General features: G+C 46.7%; 17 protein-coding genes and 1 pseudogene. 10 read left to right on the forward strand and 8 right to left on the reverse strand.

The window, feature by feature from the left end; all coding sequences use genetic code 11:
• Window positions 1-29: 29 nt before the first annotated feature.
• Together tatC and tatA are read right to left on the reverse strand one after the other, a co-directional pair.
• Window positions 30-851, reverse strand: a complete 822-nt coding sequence (tatC, locus tag OXB_RS12020; RefSeq protein WP_041074561.1) for a twin-arginine translocase subunit TatC — start codon at window positions 849-851, stop codon at window positions 30-32.
• A gap of 9 nt (window positions 852-860) precedes the next feature.
• The gene (gene tatA, locus OXB_RS12025) at window positions 861-1058 is read right to left on the reverse strand and encodes a twin-arginine translocase TatA/TatE family subunit (RefSeq protein ID WP_041074563.1); all 198 of its coding nucleotides are present in this window, start codon (window positions 1056-1058) and stop codon (window positions 861-863) included.
• Between the two features lie 562 nt (window positions 1059-1620).
• Here tatA and OXB_RS12035 point away from each other — a divergent pair.
• Genes OXB_RS12035 through OXB_RS12045 form a run of 3 tightly spaced genes read left to right on the forward strand, consistent with a single transcriptional unit; the run spans window position 1621 to window position 3949 of the window.
• Window positions 1621-2481 (forward strand): basic amino acid ABC transporter substrate-binding protein, encoded by an 861-nt coding sequence (locus tag OXB_RS12035; RefSeq protein WP_041074566.1) that lies wholly within the window; start codon window positions 1621-1623, stop codon window positions 2479-2481.
• Window positions 2482-2520: 39 nt separating this feature from the next.
• On the forward strand, window positions 2521-3240 hold the full coding sequence (locus OXB_RS12040) for an amino acid ABC transporter permease (RefSeq protein WP_041074568.1): 720 nt from the start codon (window positions 2521-2523) through the stop codon (window positions 3238-3240).
• Complete coding sequence (locus OXB_RS12045) at window positions 3227-3949, forward strand: amino acid ABC transporter ATP-binding protein (protein WP_041074570.1); 723 nt, start codon at window positions 3227-3229, stop codon at window positions 3947-3949. Before OXB_RS12040 ends, OXB_RS12045 begins: the two co-directional genes overlap by 14 nt.
• Before the next feature lie 439 nt (window positions 3950-4388).
• Here the strand turns inward: OXB_RS12045 and OXB_RS12050 are convergent, their stop codons facing one another.
• Window positions 4389-4787, reverse strand: a complete 399-nt coding sequence (locus tag OXB_RS12050; protein WP_052484005.1) for an MEDS domain-containing protein — start codon at window positions 4785-4787, stop codon at window positions 4389-4391.
• A gap of 188 nt (window positions 4788-4975) precedes the next feature.
• Window positions 4976-5365, reverse strand: a complete 390-nt coding sequence (locus tag OXB_RS18005) for a hypothetical protein (RefSeq protein WP_052484006.1) — start codon at window positions 5363-5365, stop codon at window positions 4976-4978.
• A gap of 314 nt (window positions 5366-5679) precedes the next feature.
• Here OXB_RS18005 and adhP point away from each other — a divergent pair, with 314 nt between their 5' ends.
• Window positions 5680-6693: an alcohol dehydrogenase AdhP gene (adhP, locus tag OXB_RS12060; protein WP_041076709.1), complete on the forward strand. Its 1014-nt coding sequence runs from the start codon at window positions 5680-5682 to the stop codon at window positions 6691-6693.
• Window positions 6694-6747: 54 nt separating this feature from the next.
• Complete coding sequence (adh, locus tag OXB_RS12065) at window positions 6748-8289, forward strand: aldehyde dehydrogenase (protein ID WP_041074572.1); 1542 nt, start codon at window positions 6748-6750, stop codon at window positions 8287-8289.
• Window positions 8290-8353: 64 nt separating this feature from the next.
• Here adh and OXB_RS12070 read toward each other — a convergent pair whose 3' ends face one another.
• Genes OXB_RS12070 through OXB_RS12080 form a run of 3 tightly spaced genes read right to left on the reverse strand, consistent with a single transcriptional unit; the run spans window position 8354 to window position 12575 of the window.
• Window positions 8354-9778: a sigma-54-dependent transcriptional regulator gene (locus tag OXB_RS12070; protein WP_041074574.1), complete on the reverse strand. Its 1425-nt coding sequence runs from the start codon at window positions 9776-9778 to the stop codon at window positions 8354-8356.
• A gap of 4 nt (window positions 9779-9782) precedes the next feature.
• Window positions 9783-11417, reverse strand: coding sequence for a GAF domain-containing sensor histidine kinase (locus tag OXB_RS12075; RefSeq protein WP_041076711.1), 1635 nt, complete (start codon window positions 11415-11417; stop codon window positions 9783-9785).
• A 9-nt stretch (window positions 11418-11426) separates the two neighbouring features.
• Window positions 11427-12575, reverse strand: a complete 1149-nt coding sequence (locus tag OXB_RS12080) for an iron-containing alcohol dehydrogenase (protein WP_041074576.1) — start codon at window positions 12573-12575, stop codon at window positions 11427-11429.
• A gap of 181 nt (window positions 12576-12756) precedes the next feature.
• Here OXB_RS12080 and OXB_RS12085 point away from each other — a divergent pair, with 181 nt between their 5' ends.
• The 5 genes and pseudogenes from OXB_RS12085 (at window position 12757) to OXB_RS12105 (ending at window position 17429) form a co-directional block, all read left to right on the forward strand.
• A complete protein-coding gene (locus tag OXB_RS12085; protein ID WP_041074578.1) occupies window positions 12757-13983 on the forward strand; it encodes a copper amine oxidase N-terminal domain-containing protein in 1227 nt (408 codons plus the stop codon).
• A 226-nt stretch (window positions 13984-14209) separates the two neighbouring features.
• The gene (locus OXB_RS12090; RefSeq protein WP_052484008.1) at window positions 14210-14869 is read left to right on the forward strand and encodes an NUDIX hydrolase; all 660 of its coding nucleotides are present in this window, start codon (window positions 14210-14212) and stop codon (window positions 14867-14869) included.
• Between the two features lie 60 nt (window positions 14870-14929).
• A pseudogene (locus OXB_RS12095) lies at window positions 14930-15199 on the forward strand (stalk domain-containing protein); the annotation flags it as partial.
• A 383-nt stretch (window positions 15200-15582) separates the two neighbouring features.
• Window positions 15583-16917 carry an aromatic ring-hydroxylating oxygenase subunit alpha gene (locus tag OXB_RS12100; protein ID WP_173426013.1) on the forward strand — a complete coding sequence of 445 codons (1335 nt, stop codon included), beginning with the start codon at window positions 15583-15585 and terminating at the stop codon, window positions 16915-16917.
• Window positions 16917-17429, forward strand: a complete 513-nt coding sequence (locus tag OXB_RS12105; protein WP_231860312.1) for a 3-phenylpropionate/cinnamic acid dioxygenase subunit beta — start codon at window positions 16917-16919, stop codon at window positions 17427-17429. The genes OXB_RS12100 and OXB_RS12105 overlap by 1 nt, the downstream gene beginning before the upstream one ends.
• A gap of 31 nt (window positions 17430-17460) precedes the next feature.
• Here the strand turns inward: OXB_RS12105 and OXB_RS12110 are convergent, their stop codons facing one another.
• On the reverse strand, window positions 17461-18378 hold the full coding sequence (locus tag OXB_RS12110) for an AraC family transcriptional regulator (RefSeq protein ID WP_041074584.1): 918 nt from the start codon (window positions 18376-18378) through the stop codon (window positions 17461-17463).
• Window positions 18379-18416: the final 38 nt, after the last annotated feature.

The following is an 18416-nucleotide window of genomic DNA, read 5'->3' on the forward strand; positions in this document are numbered from 1 at the left end:
TCGGAAAAACATAACCAGGTGTCTGCCCCTTAATTCACCGCGACATTCTTCTTTTCTTTGTACACGACGATGAGCACGCTCGCTTCGTATAGGCCAATCATCGGGATGAGTACGAGTAATTGACTGATGAAATCGGGCGGTGTCAAGAGGGCGGACAGGATGGCTAAAACAACATAGGACCATCTCCGGACCTTTTTCAACGTCGCCGATGTCAATAGACCGATAGCAGACAGGAACATGGCGACGATCGGCAGTTCGAACAATAGACCGATCGGCAATGTCGTCATGAGCAGAAACTTGGCATATTCCTGTGCAGACACCATCACAGTGAAATTCACCGCTCCTAACGATACTAAAAAATGATAGCTTAACGGGTTGACGACAAAGTATCCGAAAGCAAGGCCGACTGCGAAAAGTAAAAACATCACGGGCGAATAAAGGCTCAGGAATTGGCTCTCTTTCTCCGTCAGGCCCGGTTTTACGAATTGCCATAGGTAATGACAGAGAAACGGCAATGCCAATCCGAATGCCAAGGCTGCCGATATGGACGTATAAAACGTCACGACCTCCATTGGACCGAGCACTATCAATTCATGGCCCCTCGTGACGAAAGGGAACCATTTATTGATCGTCAGGAAGATGAACAGGAAGAATGCCAAGAACGTGAGGATGCTCTTAAGGAGCTGTTTTCGCAAATCGTTCAAATGCTCGACAAGTGCCGGCTGCACCACTTCCTCGTTTTCCTTATCCGTCTCCGGGACGCTTTCGGCAGGCGGACGGTCGACGATGGAACTCACTGGCTTCGGATCGAGAGGACTGCGCATATTTCGATGTTCGCTATATGGATCCATTGCGGCGCCTCACAACTGGTCCGTATTCTTCTGCTTTTCATCTTTCCCTTCGTCATCTTCCATCACTTCACGGGCCGACTTTTTGAATTCCGCCAACGTCTTGCCGACTGCCGAACCGACCTCCGGCAATTTTCGTGGCCCGAATAAAATGAGGATGATGACTAGGATGATGATCAGACCTGGTACGCCTATGCTTGCTAAACTCATGTTGCATCTCTCCTTTCAATTAGACAAGTGAACCGCCATTTTTACTACATTTTACAATTCCTTCCGCATCCCAGTGCTGCAAGTAATGGTTGATGACACTATCATCGGGGCTTGCTCCCGTTGTCGTGCCGCCTGTATTTTACGTCGATTGGTAGGGGGCGATGTCAGTATCGGTTATGGATGTACGCTTTGTTGAATTCCGATCCCCGGGCCGGCGTATCGGGCGGCACCGGTCGCAATCCCCGTCGTCTTTAGAAAATCCTTGCGTGATAAACCCTGTTGTTTGTTTGGCATCTTTCTCCTTCTTGTTTATGTAATTAAAAGCATGTCCTTCCTTTGGCGCTTTCATAACACGGCATCCTCTTTTGGGGCCTCCAAAGGGCAAAAGATCCGACGTGGCGAAGTAAGAAGAAAGTAACTTTACCTCGGCGACAATCATTACCGGGTGTTGCAATATTTTTGATTTTCAATTAGACCAAATATTCAGTTGATAAAGAAAGCGCTTTCTTATACAATTTTCATAAGGTGATATGTTTCTAAAAAAATAGTTGGGGGAGTTCACATGAGCAAAGTATTCAGAGGCTTTATAACAGGAGTGGCATTTATTCTCCTATCGATCCTCTTGGTCGGTTGCGGCACGGGTGGTACATCGGATGGGAACAGTTCAAATAGTACGAGCGGTTCTTCCGGAGGGAACGAGTCCACTAGTACGGAAGGCTCGCCGACGAGCGAGGCCGAAACCGATAGCAAGAAGAGATTGATAGTCGGAACGGATGCGACTTATGCCCCGATGGAGTACATGGATTCGAAAGGGAACATTGTCGGCATCGATATCGACGTCGTCAACGCCATCGCGGAAGCAGCCGGATTCGAAGTTGAGTACAAAAATTATGGATGGGATCCCTTATTCCCGGCCGTCGATAATTCGGAAGTCGATTTTGCCGTCTCTTCCATCACCATCACAGACGACAGGAAGAAAAACTTCGATTTCTCCGATCCATATTTCATCGCGAACCAATTGATCCTCGTGCCGGAAGGGTCCGATGTAGAATCATTCGAAGACTTGAAGGATAAGAGGGTCGCTGTTCAAATCAATACGACAGGACATATGGTCGTCCAAGGACTTCTCGGGAAAACAAGCTCGAAAATCCTGGCGGCCGAAACGATGCCCCTCGCCATCACGGAAATGATCAACGGCAACGCGGATTCGGCAGTCGGGGATAATGCGGTGATCATCGATTATCAGAAGAACAACCCGAAAGTGAAATTGAAAACGGTGGAAGATGACAGCTTCGAGAAAGAATATTACGGGTTGATGGTCAAAAAAGGGAACCAGGAAGTTCTAGATCTGTTGAACGAAGGAATCAAAACAATTAAAGAGAATGGCAAATTGAAAGAAATCACTGGATTTGATGTGGAATAAATTCCATCCTGTCCATACACGCCATGGAGGTGATGGCCGATGACTTCTCTGGATATGATGGGAGCCATCTGGGAGTATCGAGAACTTTTTTTCAGAGGGATTTTGGTCACATTGGGACTGACCGCGGTCGGGTATGTCGGCGGCTTCCTCCTCGGACTTTTCGTTGGCATGGGGAAATTGTCAAAGCGTAAATGGCTCTATTATCCGTCGAAGTTTTATGTCGATTTTTTCAGGGGGACTCCCTTGCTCGTCCAATTGCTCCTGATTCATACTGCCTTGATTCCGACGGTGGTCGGCCATTCCTTGGGCTTTTTCTTTTCAGGAGCGCTCGCGCTCATGTTGAACAGCGCTGCATACAATGCGGAAATCATCCGGGCGGGAATCCAATCCATCGAAAAAGGGCAGATGGAAGCGGCGAGGTCACTTGGGATGACGCAGAACACTGCCATGCGGATCGTTATTTTGCCGCAGGCGTTCCGGAGGATGATTCCGCCGCTTGGCAATGAATTGATCGCCTTGTTGAAAGATTCTTCCCTTGTGACTGTCATTGCCGCCAGCGACTTGTTATATGCGGGAAAAGTGGTCGCGGGAGCGTACGCGAGGTTCTGGGAGCCCTATTTGACCGTCGCAATTCTCTATTTGATCTTGACGTTTATTTGCGGGAAACTTATCGAATACGTGGAAAAGCGATTTAGCAATAGCTATGTCCCGTCTTCACGGAAACGTTTGAAAGCGGGTGCTGCGAATGATATCGATTAAAGGATTGAGGAAGTCCTTCGGCGACTTGGAAGTGCTGCGCGGAATCGATTTTGAAATCAAAGAAAAAGAAGTGATTTGCGTCATCGGGCCGAGCGGGTCCGGGAAGAGCACATTTTTGCGCTGCCTAAATTTGCTGGAGGACATTTCGGGTGGCGAAGTGTGGATTGAAGGCGTGCAAGTCAATGATCCATCGACGGACATCAATGCGTTGCGGCGGGAAGTCGGAATGGTCTTCCAACAGTTCAATCTGTTTCCGCATATGACCGTGATCGATAATATAATGGTCGCGCCCATCAAAGTGAGGAAGATGGGCGAGAAGGACGCAAAGGAACTCGCCATGCAATTGCTGACGAAAGTGGGCTTGGCGAACAAGGCGGACGCTTATCCCGAGCAGTTGTCGGGGGGCCAGATGCAAAGGGTTGCAATCGCAAGAGCTCTAGCCATGAAGCCGAAAGTGATGCTTTTTGATGAACCGACTTCAGCGCTTGATCCTGAAATGGTAAAAGAGGTGTTGGATGTCATGAAAGAGCTTGCCTATGAAGGGATGACGATGGTCGTTGTGACTCATGAGATGGGATTCGCACGGGAGATGGGCGACCGGGTCCTGTTCATGGATGAAGGGCTGTTGATCGAGGAAGGGGAACCGGAAGGACTATTCGCCAATCCGAAACATGAAAGGACGAAGGCGTTTTTGAGCAAAGTGTTGTAGGGGAACGGGTTGAACCCGCGAAGGTCCGTTGGGAGGGGCGGAGCGGCCCGTTTCCGAAACGGACAGTGAGAAGAACAACGAATGGAAAACAGGCGACTGAAAGAGTGGAATCCTTTCGGTCGCCTGTTTTTGTGAGTCGGCTGCCCGTTCCGGTACGATTGGCTGATTTGGAAACGAAACGGTTTAATAGGGAAGTGATTGCAGGTGAGTTGGGATCGTGCCGAGAGAATGCGGGAGAGCTAAAGTAACCGGCGCTCGATTGTTCGAATACCGGATACCTTAGTCGAGATTGGGAGTATAGACGGCCAGCTCGTTCTCCGTTAATTGGTAGGAATGGGTTTTTAGCAGCACCTTGGCCAGGCTAGCGGGAATTCTGTTTTTGCTGTACGCGCAAACATGAGGGAAGGCATATTGGTTGACGACTTCTTCGCAGTAGCTTTCACAATCCCGGAATCAAGTGATAGGGCTCTCCTACGCTGGACCATTCCACATGTGCCCATGATCTGAAAAGGATATCGTTATGAAGATACGGGCAAACAATCTCCATGTAGTATTGTTTGATAGCGGACGGTTTGTAGCTTCCGCTTGATTGATAAAAATATAGGCTATTGATGAAGTGGATCGCATCCAGTTCTTCTTTTGACAAACGGCTACGCAGCTCTCGTTGCAGCAGGGACGTGAATCGTTCATTTTCAATGAAAATGATCTGCTCTCCGGCTGCAATTCCTTCCGCAATGTAAGTCAAAGATTGGCGCTTGTACTCCTCTTCATCCGAGTACTGATACAATATATGTAAGTTTCTGTTTTGTGAAAGCAGATGATTTAAATGGATGTGCAATTCATTCCCCTCCACAATCTTCCTATGCCCATTGTACTTGCATTTTATAGAAATCGCCATAGGAAATTGGCAATGGGGCTAGTCGGTTATTCCATTCCGTGAAAACTTTTCCTTTGAAAGAAACAACAGCCCTTTTGCAAAATCGACATGAACTAAACTGTCTAGTTTGCAAAAGGGCTGTTCTTTTTTTATTGCGGCGAGGTGCGCATAAAGAGTTCCCGGTCCAACTCATTCACTTTATGAGTAATATATCGAAGTTCTTTCGTCAAATTATCTTTGACGTGTAAGGTGTTTTTTGACAGTTCCTCAAAATGCTCTCCGACCCCTGTTAATTTGGCTTCAACTCGATCCAACCTACTATCGACAGCGTCAAATCTTGTATTCATCTCAGATTTCATGCTGTTCATCTCAGATTGCATGCTGTTCATCTCGGATTTCATACCGTTCATCTCAGATTTCATGCTATCCATGTCAGACTGGATGTCCCCCATGCCCGTCTTCATGCCTTTCACTTCCGATTCAACGGAAGAGAGTTTCTCCATCACTTTTTCCATCATTTCGATCAATTGATTTTCCATCCGATTCACCTCATTTTATCCATTATACTCCCCGACCGATGCCGATTCAACAGGAGCCTGCCACCGTTATGCAATGCCTTGTCGCCAATTGAAATTCAATCGCTCCTTTACGCCTTGCCGTTTTCCTGTCAATTTCAGCCGAAAAATCGGCCCGTTTCGCCGTTTTATCGATTTTTCCAATTAAAAAACGCAGAGTCAGCGGGATTTTCAAGTTGGCACGCTTTTTGCAATAGTTAGAATGAACAACAAAAAAGGAGGAATCATTCATGAAAGCAGCAGTCGAAAGAGGAAATGTCCAAAAAGGTAAATCGGTCATGAAGGCGGCAGTTGTAAGCGAATTCAAACAGGAATTGGCAGTTCAGGAGCTGCCTAAACCGACACCAGGGCCTGGTCAGGCACTTGTGAAAATGGAAGCATGTGGGGTATGTCATACCGATCTGCATGCAGTGAATGGCGATTGGCCAGTCAAACCGAAACTTCCGCTCATCCCGGGGCATGAAGGGGTCGGTGTCGTAGAAGCGATTGGGCCGGGCGTGACATCCGTGAAAGTGGGAGATCGTGTCGGGATTCCATGGTTGTATTCGGCATGCGGGGAATGTGATTATTGCCTAAGCGGCGAGGAAACGCTTTGCCTTGACCAAGAGAATGGTGGGTACTCTGTTGACGGGGCTTACGCAGAATATTGTCTGGCAGCAGCGGACTACGTGGCAAAAATTCCGGAAGGTCTCAGTTCTGTGGATGCGGCCCCTATTTTATGCGCAGGTGTGACGACTTATAAGGCGCTTAAAGTCTGTGGAGCGAAGCCGGGTGATTGGGTCGCGATTTATGGAATCGGTGGACTTGGGCATGTCGCGTTGCAGTATGCAAAAGCGATGGGATTCAATGTAGTGGCAGTTGACATTGCAGATGAAAAGCTTGAACTTGCGAAAGATTTAGGGGCCGATGTAACGGTGAATGGCTTGAAAGGGGATCCGGCTGATGCGATTCAAGCTCAAGTCGGCGGAGTGCAGGCGGCTATCAGTGTTGCCGTGACGAAGAGTGCATTTGAACAGGCCTATCGCTCGGTCAAACGCGGGGGTACGCTCGTCGTAGTCGGATTGCCAAATGATGAGTTGCCAATCCCTATTTTCAACACGGTATTAAATGGCGTTTCCGTGAAAGGTTCCATCGTCGGTACACGAATCGATATGAAAGAAGCACTGGATTTTGCTGCGCGTGGCAAGGTGAAGGCCCAGATTGAAACCGCGCCGCTTTCCGAAGTGAATAACATCTTGGATAAAATGACGAACGGGAAAATCAACGGACGAATCGTATTGACATTTGATTGATATAAGCAACCTAATTGCCAAATAGATAGAGGATGGGACGAGGAGGGATCATGGATGGTGCAAGCTATCGAGAACAAAGTGTATGCCTTTCCGAATACGGAAGGAGCCATAGTAAATTATAAAAAGCGTTATGACAACTACATCGGCGGAAAATGGACAGTTCCTGTCAATGGTCTCTATTTTGAGAACGTAACGCCGGTAACGGGTAAAAAGTTTACCGAAGTCGCAAGATCGACCGCTGAAGATATTGAGCTGGCCTTGGACGCGGCACATGCTGCGAAAGAAAAATGGGGAAAGACATCTGTTGCAGTCCGTTCTAATATCCTTTTGAAAATTGCAGAACGTATGGAACAGAATCTGGAAATGCTCGCCGTGGCGGAGACATGGGAAAACGGAAAAGCGGTGCGCGAGACATTGAATGCGGATTTGCCGCTTGCAATCGATCATTTCCGCTATTTTGCTTCTGCCATACGAGCGCAAGAAGGCGGCGTCAGTCAGCTGGATGACGATACGGTTGCGTATCATTTCCATGAGCCGATCGGGGTTGTCGGGCAGATTATTCCGTGGAATTTTCCGTTGCTCATGGCTGTCTGGAAACTCGCTCCTGCGCTTGCTGCGGGGAATTGTGTCGTGCTGAAACCGGCGGAACAGACGCCGGCATCCATTATGGTGTTAGTGGAATTGATTGAGGATTTATTGCCGCCAGGCGTGCTGAATGTGGTCAACGGGTTCGGGCTGGAAGCCGGAAAACCGCTGGCATCCAATCCGCGGATCGGGAAAATTGCTTTTACGGGTGAAACGACGACGGGACGCCTAATTATGCAGTACGCTTCTCAAAATATCATTCCGGCAACGTTGGAGCTTGGAGGAAAATCGCCAAATATTTTCTTTGAGGATGTGCTGGCTGAGGACGATGCGTTTCTGGATAAAGCCGTTGAGGGATTTGTCATGTTCGCGTTGAATCAAGGGGAAGTTTGCACTTGTCCATCGCGTGCCCTAATCCAAGAGTCCATTTACGATCGATTCATGGAGCGTGCCTTGGAACGGGTGAAGGCGATTAAAATCGGAAATCCACTGGATCCGACCGTCATGATGGGGGCACAGGCTTCGACCGAACAACTGGAAAAAATCCTTTCCTATCTGGATATCGGGAAGCAGGAAGGGGCTGAATGCCTCATCGGCGGTGCGCAAAATAAATTGGAAGGCGAGTTGAAAGGTGGATACTACATCCAACCGACTGTTTTTAAAGGAAATAATAAAATGCGCATTTTCCAGGAAGAAATTTTTGGTCCCGTTGTATCCGTGACTACGTTCAAGAACAAAGAAGAGGCATTGGAAATCGCCAATGATACATTATACGGTTTAGGCTCGGGTGTGTGGACGCGTGATATGAATACGGCATACCGTTTCGGGCGCGGGATCCAAGCGGGACGTGTTTGGACAAATTGTTACCACGCTTATCCGGCGCATGCCGCATTCGGGGGCTACAAAGCTTCGGGAATCGGTCGGGAAAACCATTTGATGATGTTAAGTCATTATCAACAGACGAAAAATATGCTTGTCAGTTATGCGGAAAATAAGCAAGGGTTCTTTTAATAGCAGAAAAAAGAGGGTGTCCTCCGGTTTGGTATATGACGAACCGGAAGGATAGCCCTCTTTTTTAGGTTTCATTCAAATAATAGCGGATTCTTCTTTGGGTAACTCCGAGTTTTTGGGCGGTTTCTTTCCGGCAGCCTGCTGTTTCGTGAAGCGATTTTTTGATGAGGGCGGCGGCTGTACGTTTTTCCATCTTTTTAATAAGGGAAAGCACGTCGTCCAGAGAGCGTTGTTCTTGCCCGTTATAAATGTCCATCACTTTTTTTGAAAATTTGTTCCACTCATCGGGGAAACGAACGGGTTCGACTGATGGAGCAACAGGAAAAGATTTAGTTTGTCCTGTGAGTCGAACTGGCAGCAAATCGGGTGTGATGACAGCCCCTTCGCTTGAGATGGCGGCTGTTCTCCGGATTACATTGGATAGCTCCCGCATGTTTCCCGGCCAATCATATTGGCTCAATAGTTCCAATGCGTCTGGAGAAAAAGTGAACGTCTCCCCGTAACGCTTCAGGAACAAGTCGACCAATAGTGGAATGTCTTCTTGTCGTTCCCGTAGGGGAGGGATGATCAATTTCACAACATCGAGCCGGAATAATAGATCCTCTCTGAAAGCCCCGCGCTGTACGGCTTCTTCGAGATTGACGTGTGAAGCAGCAATAATCCGGGCGGATGTGCGCTCCGTTTTCGTGCCTCCGATCTTCATGAACTCGCCTGTTTCGAGCACCCGCAATAATTTAACTTGAGTCGATAGGGAGGCTTCCGCTACCTCATCAAGAAATAAAGTGCCTGATGAAGCAGCTTCAAAAAAACCGGCCCGATCTGTCATGGCCCCGGTGAAAGCGCCTTTTACATGGCCGAATAACTCACTTTCCAAAAGCGATTCGGAAAGGGCGCCACAGTTAATGTTCAGCAGGGGACCGGCAGACCGCTCGCTTGCCGCATGGATGAATTTGGTCAGCACTTCTTTTCCAGTGCCTGTTTCGCCTTCTATTAAAACCGTAATCTGCTTAGAGGCAATTTTATAGGCGAGTTCATAAAGCTGATGCATGGGACGGCTGGTCCCTAAAAAGCAACCCAATTCTTGGGCGATCCGTTCATATTTCGCTTCTTCCCCCGCATTGGATGGTTGATCCAATAGAAGACGGTCAATCAATTGATCGATTGCGTTAATATCTTCGAATGGTTTTTCAATAAAATCCGTTGCCCCATGTTTAATGGCGTCTACCGCAATTTTTACTGTGCTGTAACCGGTCATCACAACACAGGGACAATGCGGTGCTTGCCTTTTCATCATCTTCAACACATCAATGCCGTTTCGATCAGGAAGCCGAACGTCGATGAAGGCGAGTTGGAACGACGAAAAATCAGAAATTCTATCTAATTCATCTCCACTTTTGACATGTGTTGATTTGAAACCTTTTAATTCAATAAGACGGGATAAGAATCGGCCGAGTTCTATTTCATCTTCAACAATTAAAATATGCTTCAAGTTTTCACAGCCTTTCAGCAGATAATGGAATGGACAGAGAAAATGTAGTGCCGCTGCCTTCATTGGTTGTGACGGATAATGTCCCGTCATGCGCTTGTGCAATCCCCAAACTGACGGACAAGCCGAGCCCGGTTCCATTGTCGGCATCTTTTGTCGTAAAGAAGGGATGGAAAATGTCGTCAAGCACTTCTTTCGCGATGCCTATCCCATTATCTGCGATAGATAAAATGGCAGATTCGTTTTGGAATTCAGTTTGAATGTGAATCTTCTTTTCATCTACCGGAGCGATGGTCAGCGCATCTTTGGCATTCATCAGCAAGTTGACGGCCACTTGTACGAGCTGCTGTAAGTTGCCGTTCAATAGAGGAAGGGCAGGATCGAGATCTACTTCAATTGAAATATGATGCTGTTCAATTTGCCTGCGGGTCAAACGAAGAGCTTCTGTGACGGCATCGCTGAGCGAACAAGGTTTAAAGATAGGGATTTCCTGGCGTGAAAAAGCGAGCAAGCTGCGGATAATCGTCCGGCATCTTTTCCCGCACTGATCGATGTCATCGAGCAATGGTTTGATGTCCTTATTTGCAGACTGGGTCCTCAATAGAAGTTGTGTGTTGCCGATGATGGCGGTTAGCGGGTTATTCAGCTCATGTGCAACGCCTGCCGCCATTTCCCCGATGGCCGCCAACTGTCCGGAATGCATAAGCTGCGCTTCCATGAGACGTTTTTCAGTCACATCTTTCCGGTAGAGAATAACCGCATCAATGGAGCCGTCAATTCCGAAAAGCGGGTAGCAGGAACAATCATAAATTTTGTTTTTATAATGCAGTTCGGCGGACTGCGGTTTTTTTGTTTGAATGGTCATTTGAAAAGGGTCTTCTGTGGACCGAGCGGCTTGTTCCATGAATTGGCCAATATTTTCCCCGATGTCAAATGGCCAGTCCAACCGAGCAGCATCATTTCTTGATAAAATGGTGCCATCGGGAGCGATGATCAAAATTGCGTCAGAGACGGCTCGGAAAGTCTCTTCCCACTGCTGTTTTCCAGCTAGCACTTCTCCGTAAAGCCGTGCATTTTCCATACAAACCGCTATTTGATCTGCAAAATGAAAAAAGAAAGAGATGTCGTCTTCATCGCACTGAAAATGGGTTCGGCTGCCGAGCGACAATACCCCAATCGTTTTTCCACTGCTTTTCAATGGGAAAAGATGCACGGAGGCGAGACCAAGATGCTGGAATGCTTCTTTTTCAAAGAAAGCTTCGTTTTCATTTTCGTCATAAAAGGCGTATTGTCCTGTTGTAAAGACCTTATGATAGAGCGAGTCCTCCTTCGGGAAAAGCGTGTTTTTTTCTAAGTAAATATCATGTTCCGGATAGACATAGGATAGGGCGAGCTTATGGTCATCTACCAGGGCGGCGCTGACTCGATCAATCGGGTACACGGTCTTTAGTTTGGCAAGGGCATTTTCCAACATATGCGCTACCGAAAAATCAACCGTAAAACTGCGCATCACTTCATTGATGATTTCCAATTGGCTGTTTTTCTTTTTTAATTGGTCTACTGTTGTTTTTAGCTCAGAATAATAATTCCGTTTGGAAGACTGGACGCCGGTTAATAAATCAATCATTTCAAGTCGATTCATCGCAAACACCTACAAAGCCTGCCGAAGAAGATACGCTACTTCTTCCGCTGAAATATCACGGGGATTGGTGATCATACACGCATCCAATAACGCGATTTCGCTGATGACGGGAATGGCTGATTCTTCAAACCCCATTTCAGCTAATGTTAAAGGCGCGCCGATATCGACCGCGAGTTTCCTTACATGGCTTACCGCTTTTTCACAGGCTGTTGAGACGGAGAGGGAGCTGACGTTTTCTCCCATCAATTCAGCAATCGTCTTGAACTTCTCCGGTGCAGCCAGCGCATTGAATTCCATGACGTGAGGAAGCAGGACGGCATTAATATCGCCGTGCAAAAAAGGGTAGCGGCCCCCGATTGTATGCGACATGGCATGGACAGCACCGAGGATGGCATTGGAAAAGGCGAGTCCGGCGTGAAGGCTGGCCATCGCCATTTTCTCTTTCGCTTCCATGTTAAAGCGGGAAGCGACGGATGGCCGCAGGAATTGGGAAGACAAGCGGATCGCATTTTTGGCATGCACATCCGTCAGCGGGGTAGCGGCAATGCTGACGAAGGATTCGATTGCGTGTGTCAGCACATCCAGCCCAGTGGATGCCGTAAGACGCGCACTTTTTGTAGCCAGTACGTCGGGATCGATTATTGCGATATCCGGGACCAACGACTTTGAAACAATCGTCATTTTGATATGACGTTCGCTATCGACGATTACGGAGAACTGAGACACTTCCGAACCTGAACCGGCCGTCGTCGAGACCATGACAAGTGGAGGAAGAGGCTTGGAAATGCGATCCACCCCTTCATAATCACGGATATGTCCGCCATTGGTTGCCAGGATCGCAGCTGCTTTTGCAATGTCAATGGCACTGCCGCCGCCGACTCCGATGAGCGCGTCGCATTCATTTTTGAGATAAACTTGCGCACAGTTTTCGGCTTCGATCTCTTTCGGATTTATACTGATGTCTGAGAAAAGAACCGAAGCGAGTCCCGCTTCCTGGCAACTTTGTTCAATAAACTCCACCCACCCCGCATCCAGTACCCCTTGATCTGTCACAATGAGCACATTTCGTGCCCCGAGACGCGCACAGCTTTCGCCGGCTTGATTTATGGAACCGCTTCCAAAGATGATTTCAGGCATAACAAATTTATACATATTGATACACCTCTTATTCGTTCAACTATTCTATCTATTATAACATTATTTTCTAGAAGCTAACATTTTTAATTGGAAGCTCCTCATATTTGCCTAAAATATGGAAATAATACTTTCGTAACTGGCAAACGTTACAGTTGAAACATATACTGAATATTCAGTTGTAAATATGGGAGGAGGCTGTAATATGACTGGTCGTATTTTCCGTTTGCTTGTTTGTCTTGCTGCCATTTTTGTCATTGGAGTATGTTCGCAACAAGGGAAAGCCTCTGCAAGGTCATCAGACTCTATCATTAAAATCTATTTGAATACGGAAGAGTTGGAAACCAATGTTCCGGCTAAGATCAAAAATGGCGCCACTTTCGTTCCGGTACGGGCTGTCTTCGAATCATTGGGGATGAAGGTCATTTGGGAGCCGAAGAAACAATTGCTTACGTTACAAGACGGTGAGAAGACGGCGGTTTCGTTAATTGCCGGAGAAAAAAAGGCGAAAGTAAATAATCAAACGATCACTCTAGAAGCGGCAGCGGAAAATATTGGTGGGGCATTGCAAGTCCCGCTTCACTTGGTGGGAGATGCTACGGGGGCTATTGTGTACTGGGACCCTTACGTCGCGGAAGTTTCGATTCTTACAACGAAATTTATGAAAGATAATCATATTGATAAAGCAGAATTGGATAAAGAGGTAAAAAAGTACTTGGATGCAAAAGCTAAGGAAGAGGCAGCCAAGAAAAAAGCGGACCCAAAGCCTAAAATACAAAAAAAGCCGAAGACGCCTGTAGATTTGAATAAATTAAACGGCATGTATGCAGGATTCCGGAGTGATTTTGGCGGATATGAATGCGCCGGCATGTGTTGGGACATCTACACCTTCTTGCCGAATAAAAAAGTATTGATCGGCCCGCCGGCGAACGGAGGCCCGGAAACGATTAATTGCAAAAAGGAAAAATGTCTGACGTACTCGATCGGCAAGGGGCAGCTCAAGCTGAGCAACGGGAAATCTCTGCCTATCAAGAAGTCGGAAAGTGGGTTTCTTATGATCAACGGGATTACATTAACTAAAGTTGAGCCTGTTCCGAAAGGGACCACTTTTAATAATAAGTATATTTATAGGGGCTACTCCGGCTTGATTGGCGTTACGCCTGCAGCCAACTCATGGACGTACACATTGAACCTCCGCAAAAATGGAACGTTCGAGCTATCAGGCATAAGCATAGGCAGTTTGACGGCAAATAGCGACATCTCGACAAACGCCAGCGGTTCCAGCAAGGATCAAAAAGGAACGTATAAAATCCAAAACAATACGATTACAATGACCGGCAGTGATGGAAAAGTCCATAAATCCTTGTTCTTCATCCATGATTCCGATGTGAAAGATATCCAGGTTGGGCTGAGGAACTATTATGCGGATTGACGTGGTGACAGTCACCTTTACAAATCTGACACGATTCAGAATAGTTTCCGAATTGTTTAGGTGACCTTTTCGAGGGAGCGCATGTGCGAGTGGCATGCGTTTCTTTTTTTATGGGTGGTTTGCCTAGGTGACTGTCACCTTTACAGAGCGAGTTCTGCTTTCCTTCCACAAACCATCAGTCAATGCTACGATAAGATAAACTATTTTATAAGGCGAGGGGTTTTTTATGTTCCGTACTCAATTGAAAGAACAGTTGCAGCAAAATCAATCCCGGTTCATCGGGGAGGAGACGGCTTTGCGTTCGGCGGTGTTGATTCCATTGGTGCAGGTGGGGGATGAGTGGCATGTCCTCTTTGAAGTTCGTGCTGCCACGATGCGCACACAGCCGGGCGATATTTGTTTTCCGGGCGGCCGGATTGATGCAACGGATCCGTCTCCGCTCGCGGCGGCTTTACGGGAGACCCAGGAAGAACTAGGGGTGGATCCTGCCACGGTAGAGATTTTAGGGCAGTTAAGTCCGTATGTGGCCACCCCTTCCTTTGTCATTTATCCGTTTGTGGCAGCGATCGAGTACGATCAAATCATCCATTCATACAACAAAGACGAGGTCGCAGAAGTATTCACCGTGCCCGTCGAATGGCTGCTGCATTATGAGCCGTATATGCACCGGGTCATTGTGGAGCCCGTACCGCCAAACGATTTTCCGTTTGACAAAATTATCAACGGGGCGCAGTATCAATGGAGAACCCGATATTTGGAAGAATGGTTTTTTGATTATGGAACTTATACCATTTGGGGGTTGACGGGGAAGATTTTAAAGCATTTCGTCGAAATCATGAAGCAAGAAACGATGCTTTTGACGAAAGATGGGCAAGAGCAGTCTTGATGTGTAGATTTGAGTAGAAGGTGCCAGGAACCTGTCAAGGAAGAGGAGACGGACTCTGTCATCGAAACAATCATCGCATCTGATTCTTACGAAGTGGAAGGGACCAAAATGGTGCCGCTACGCCTTCTGGCCGAAGAACTCGGGTATAAAGTGGAATCGACTGGAAATGGGGCAATTCTCTCCAAGGGCGCCCTTTCCTATACAATTACACGCGGAGAAAAAGCATACGGCTATAACAAGGCGCTGCGTTATTTCGACGTAGCCCCGGCACTCCTGGAACCTTCAAAAACATACGTCCCAATGGAATTCATTGAACAATTGATGAAATGATGCATTCGGATCGTTAAAAAATCCATTTGAAATAGCGAGACCTCGCTGTTTTAAAATGTGCCCTTTTTAAAGGACATATAAAAAAAGCCTACCCAGTTTTCAAAAGGTGACCTCTGTTATTCTACAGGTGTCATCTTTTTTTATTCCCTGGACGTTGCAGTAGATCATATAGTATTTACTTTCCCTTTTTAACTTCTCGAAGATTATACAAGGCTTTATATATGGGCGGTTTTTTAAATTGATCAGGTGACTGTCACCTGATCTAAATAATAACTTATGTCAAATCAACAATGGATTAGGTGATGTTAAAAGAAATTGGCGGATGCTACACTTTTAACTAATCATAATTTTCGTATTAATTTAACAGCTTGTCGGAGGGGGTTATGAATTTGATCATCGAAGAATTGAAACAAATGCAAGGAAAGTTGGAGGAGGGCTATTTTCCCCAGTGGGTGGTCACCGACCCGGAGATTTACAAGTTGGAGCAGGAAAAAGTATTCAGCAAAACTTGGCTTTTTCTTGCGCATGAATCCGAGTTGAAAGAAAGCGGCAGCTATATTACGAGGATGATGGTCCATGATCCGATCCTGCTCATGAAAAATCGAAAGGGTGAGATCAAAGCATTTCTAAACTCTTGTTCTCATCGCGGCACCCGTCTGTGCACCGAAGATTACGGAAATAAGAAAGCGCATACATGTCCGTATCATGGGTGGACTTTCAATCTGGACGGGGAATTGATCGGGATTGTCGCCGGGAATAAAGTGTATGGTGAAAAAATGGATAAAAGCGAGTGGGGGTTGCGTCCGGTACCTAGAGTGGAGAGCTATCAAGGGATGATCTTCGGCAATCTCGATCCGAATGCCATGTCGTTAGAAGATTATTTAGGAGACATGAAATTCTACTTTGACATTATGCTCGGTAGAAGTGATGGAGGCATGGAAGTCAGGGGAGTGCCGCAGCGATGGATTGCGAAAGCGAACTGGAAAATGACAGCTGAGAACTTTGCGGCGGATCCTTATCATGTGCAGACAACGCATAGATCCGCTACGGAAATGAAGCTGACGCCGTCCGATCCATTATATGCGTCCTATGGACACCAAGTCGTGTTGCAAAATGGCCATGGGATTAATGTCATCACCTCTGCAACCGGGGCATCGGCCAATAAGTATCAGGGGATGCCCGAGCATATGTGGCAGATGTTTGAAAGGAATTTAAATGAGAAGCAAGTGGAAATCTTCTCGAAAGTAACGAACTTTGTGGGCGGCGTTTTCCCGAATCTATCCTTCCTCAGTTCCTGCAGCGGATCGGAGGGGGTCCGGCATAACCACCTCAATTGGCGGGTGTGGCGGCCGATCGGGCCCGATAAAATTGAAATCTGGGTCTGGTATATGATCGACAAGGCGCTTCCTGAAGAGTATAAAGAAAACTCGTACAAAGGATTCCTCGCAACGTTCGGGGCGGCCGGCACATTGGAGCAAGATGACACGGAAAATTGGGCGCGCATTATTGAAGCAAGTTCCGGGACTATGTCACGTGATCGGACGCTAAGCTACAACAATATGGCGAACTATCTCATGGGCTTTGATAATGTGGAAATCGATGAAACCTTTCCCGGGCCGGGTGAAGCGTACCCGACATGTTACACTGACCATATCGCGAGAAGCATGCATAAATATTGGTTGGAACTGATGACGAAGGAATCCGGAGGTGAGGGCTGATGCAAGGGCAGATGCAATTGTCACTCCAAGAAGAAATCACCAAATTTTATTATCGGGAAGCGTATTTACTGGACCATCGCAACTATCGGGAATGGCTTGATTTGCTGGCGGAGGATATTACCTATGTCATGCCGCTGCGTGTGACCGTGGAAAATAAAATGGGATCCAATTTGAATCAGGAGATGACGTATTTTTCAGATACGAAAAAAGACATTACGATGAAAGTGGAAAGACTTTATATGAAATCCGCTTGGGTAGATGATCCGGCGCCGAGACAAAGGCATTTTATTAGTAATGTGATGGTGGAACAAACCGGCGCTCCAGATGAATATAAAGTGATCAGCTATTTCCTATTTAAACGGAGCAGAAGTTCCGAGGCGAACACGGAAGAAATTTTCGGCGAGCGGGAGGACCTTCTTAGAAAAGTAGATGGTGACTGGAAAGTCGCTTCACGTACGGTTTATGCAGATCAATCCGTCTTGACGGTCATGAATTTAGCGATGTTTTTATAGGGGAAAAGGGAGACGGCCTCCCTCTTATCTTTTAAATAAAATCGCCCTTACGTCGATATTCGGTTGGACTAATTCCTGTAGCCCGGCGAAAAGCTCGGCTCAATTGACTTTGATCATCAAAGCCGATTTGATTTGAGATTTCTTTCAGAGAGAGATTCGTTGTTAACAGTAATTTACGGACCTTTAGCAATCTGATATTCCGGACGTATTCCATCGGCGCCATTTTCACGTTTTGGCGGAACAGAAGACTTAAGTGGCTTTCACTTAAGAAAACTTCTTCGGCAAGACTTTTTAAGCTTAGTTTTTCATTCAAATGATGTTCAATAAAAGTGAAAAGTTGCTGAAGGCGCGGATCGAACGTCGGAAATAATTTGTCTGCATGCGGTCGCAGCAAGGTGAAGACCTTTATAAACCAATCCAGCGTTAAGGCGTTGAACTGAAGAAGTTCAATCGTCTGGTCCAGACCGAAATTCAACTCTCCATAGGAAGGAGAAAAAGGAGTTCGAATGTCTGGTGTCCATTCGGCTTTAAGCCGTCTCCACAAACTGATTAACGGTGTCTCGATCGCTGTGCCAATTAAATTGGTGATGATTGGAAAATCGTATAAAGTCATCAAATTAAACGGTCCGAGTTTGATCTCTACAGCGATTTCCAAATGATGCATGGGCGTTCCTGTGTCGGATTCTAGTATTTTAAAAGAGGTCTGGGAGGGAAATAACACGAAATCCCCGGCTCGGACTATGTATTTGACATCATCGATAAAAATGGTTTTCTCACCGGAAACCACATACCAAAAAACAGCATACGGACGGTCCACTTTATCGATCTGCCAATCGGCCGATCTCGTATTTTCATCAATCCGGTGGATATGAAAGTACAATCGATTCAGTTCGTTTTGTGATTGAAGCTCGTTTTTTATAGTAGGAGTCAATGAAACCACGTCTTTCATTCATCAATAGTTGAAATTCGTTAATCTTTTATGACCAT

Source organism: Bacillus sp. OxB-1 (assembly GCF_000829195.1).
Lineage (GTDB): Bacteria > Bacillota > Bacilli > Bacillales_A > Planococcaceae > Sporosarcina.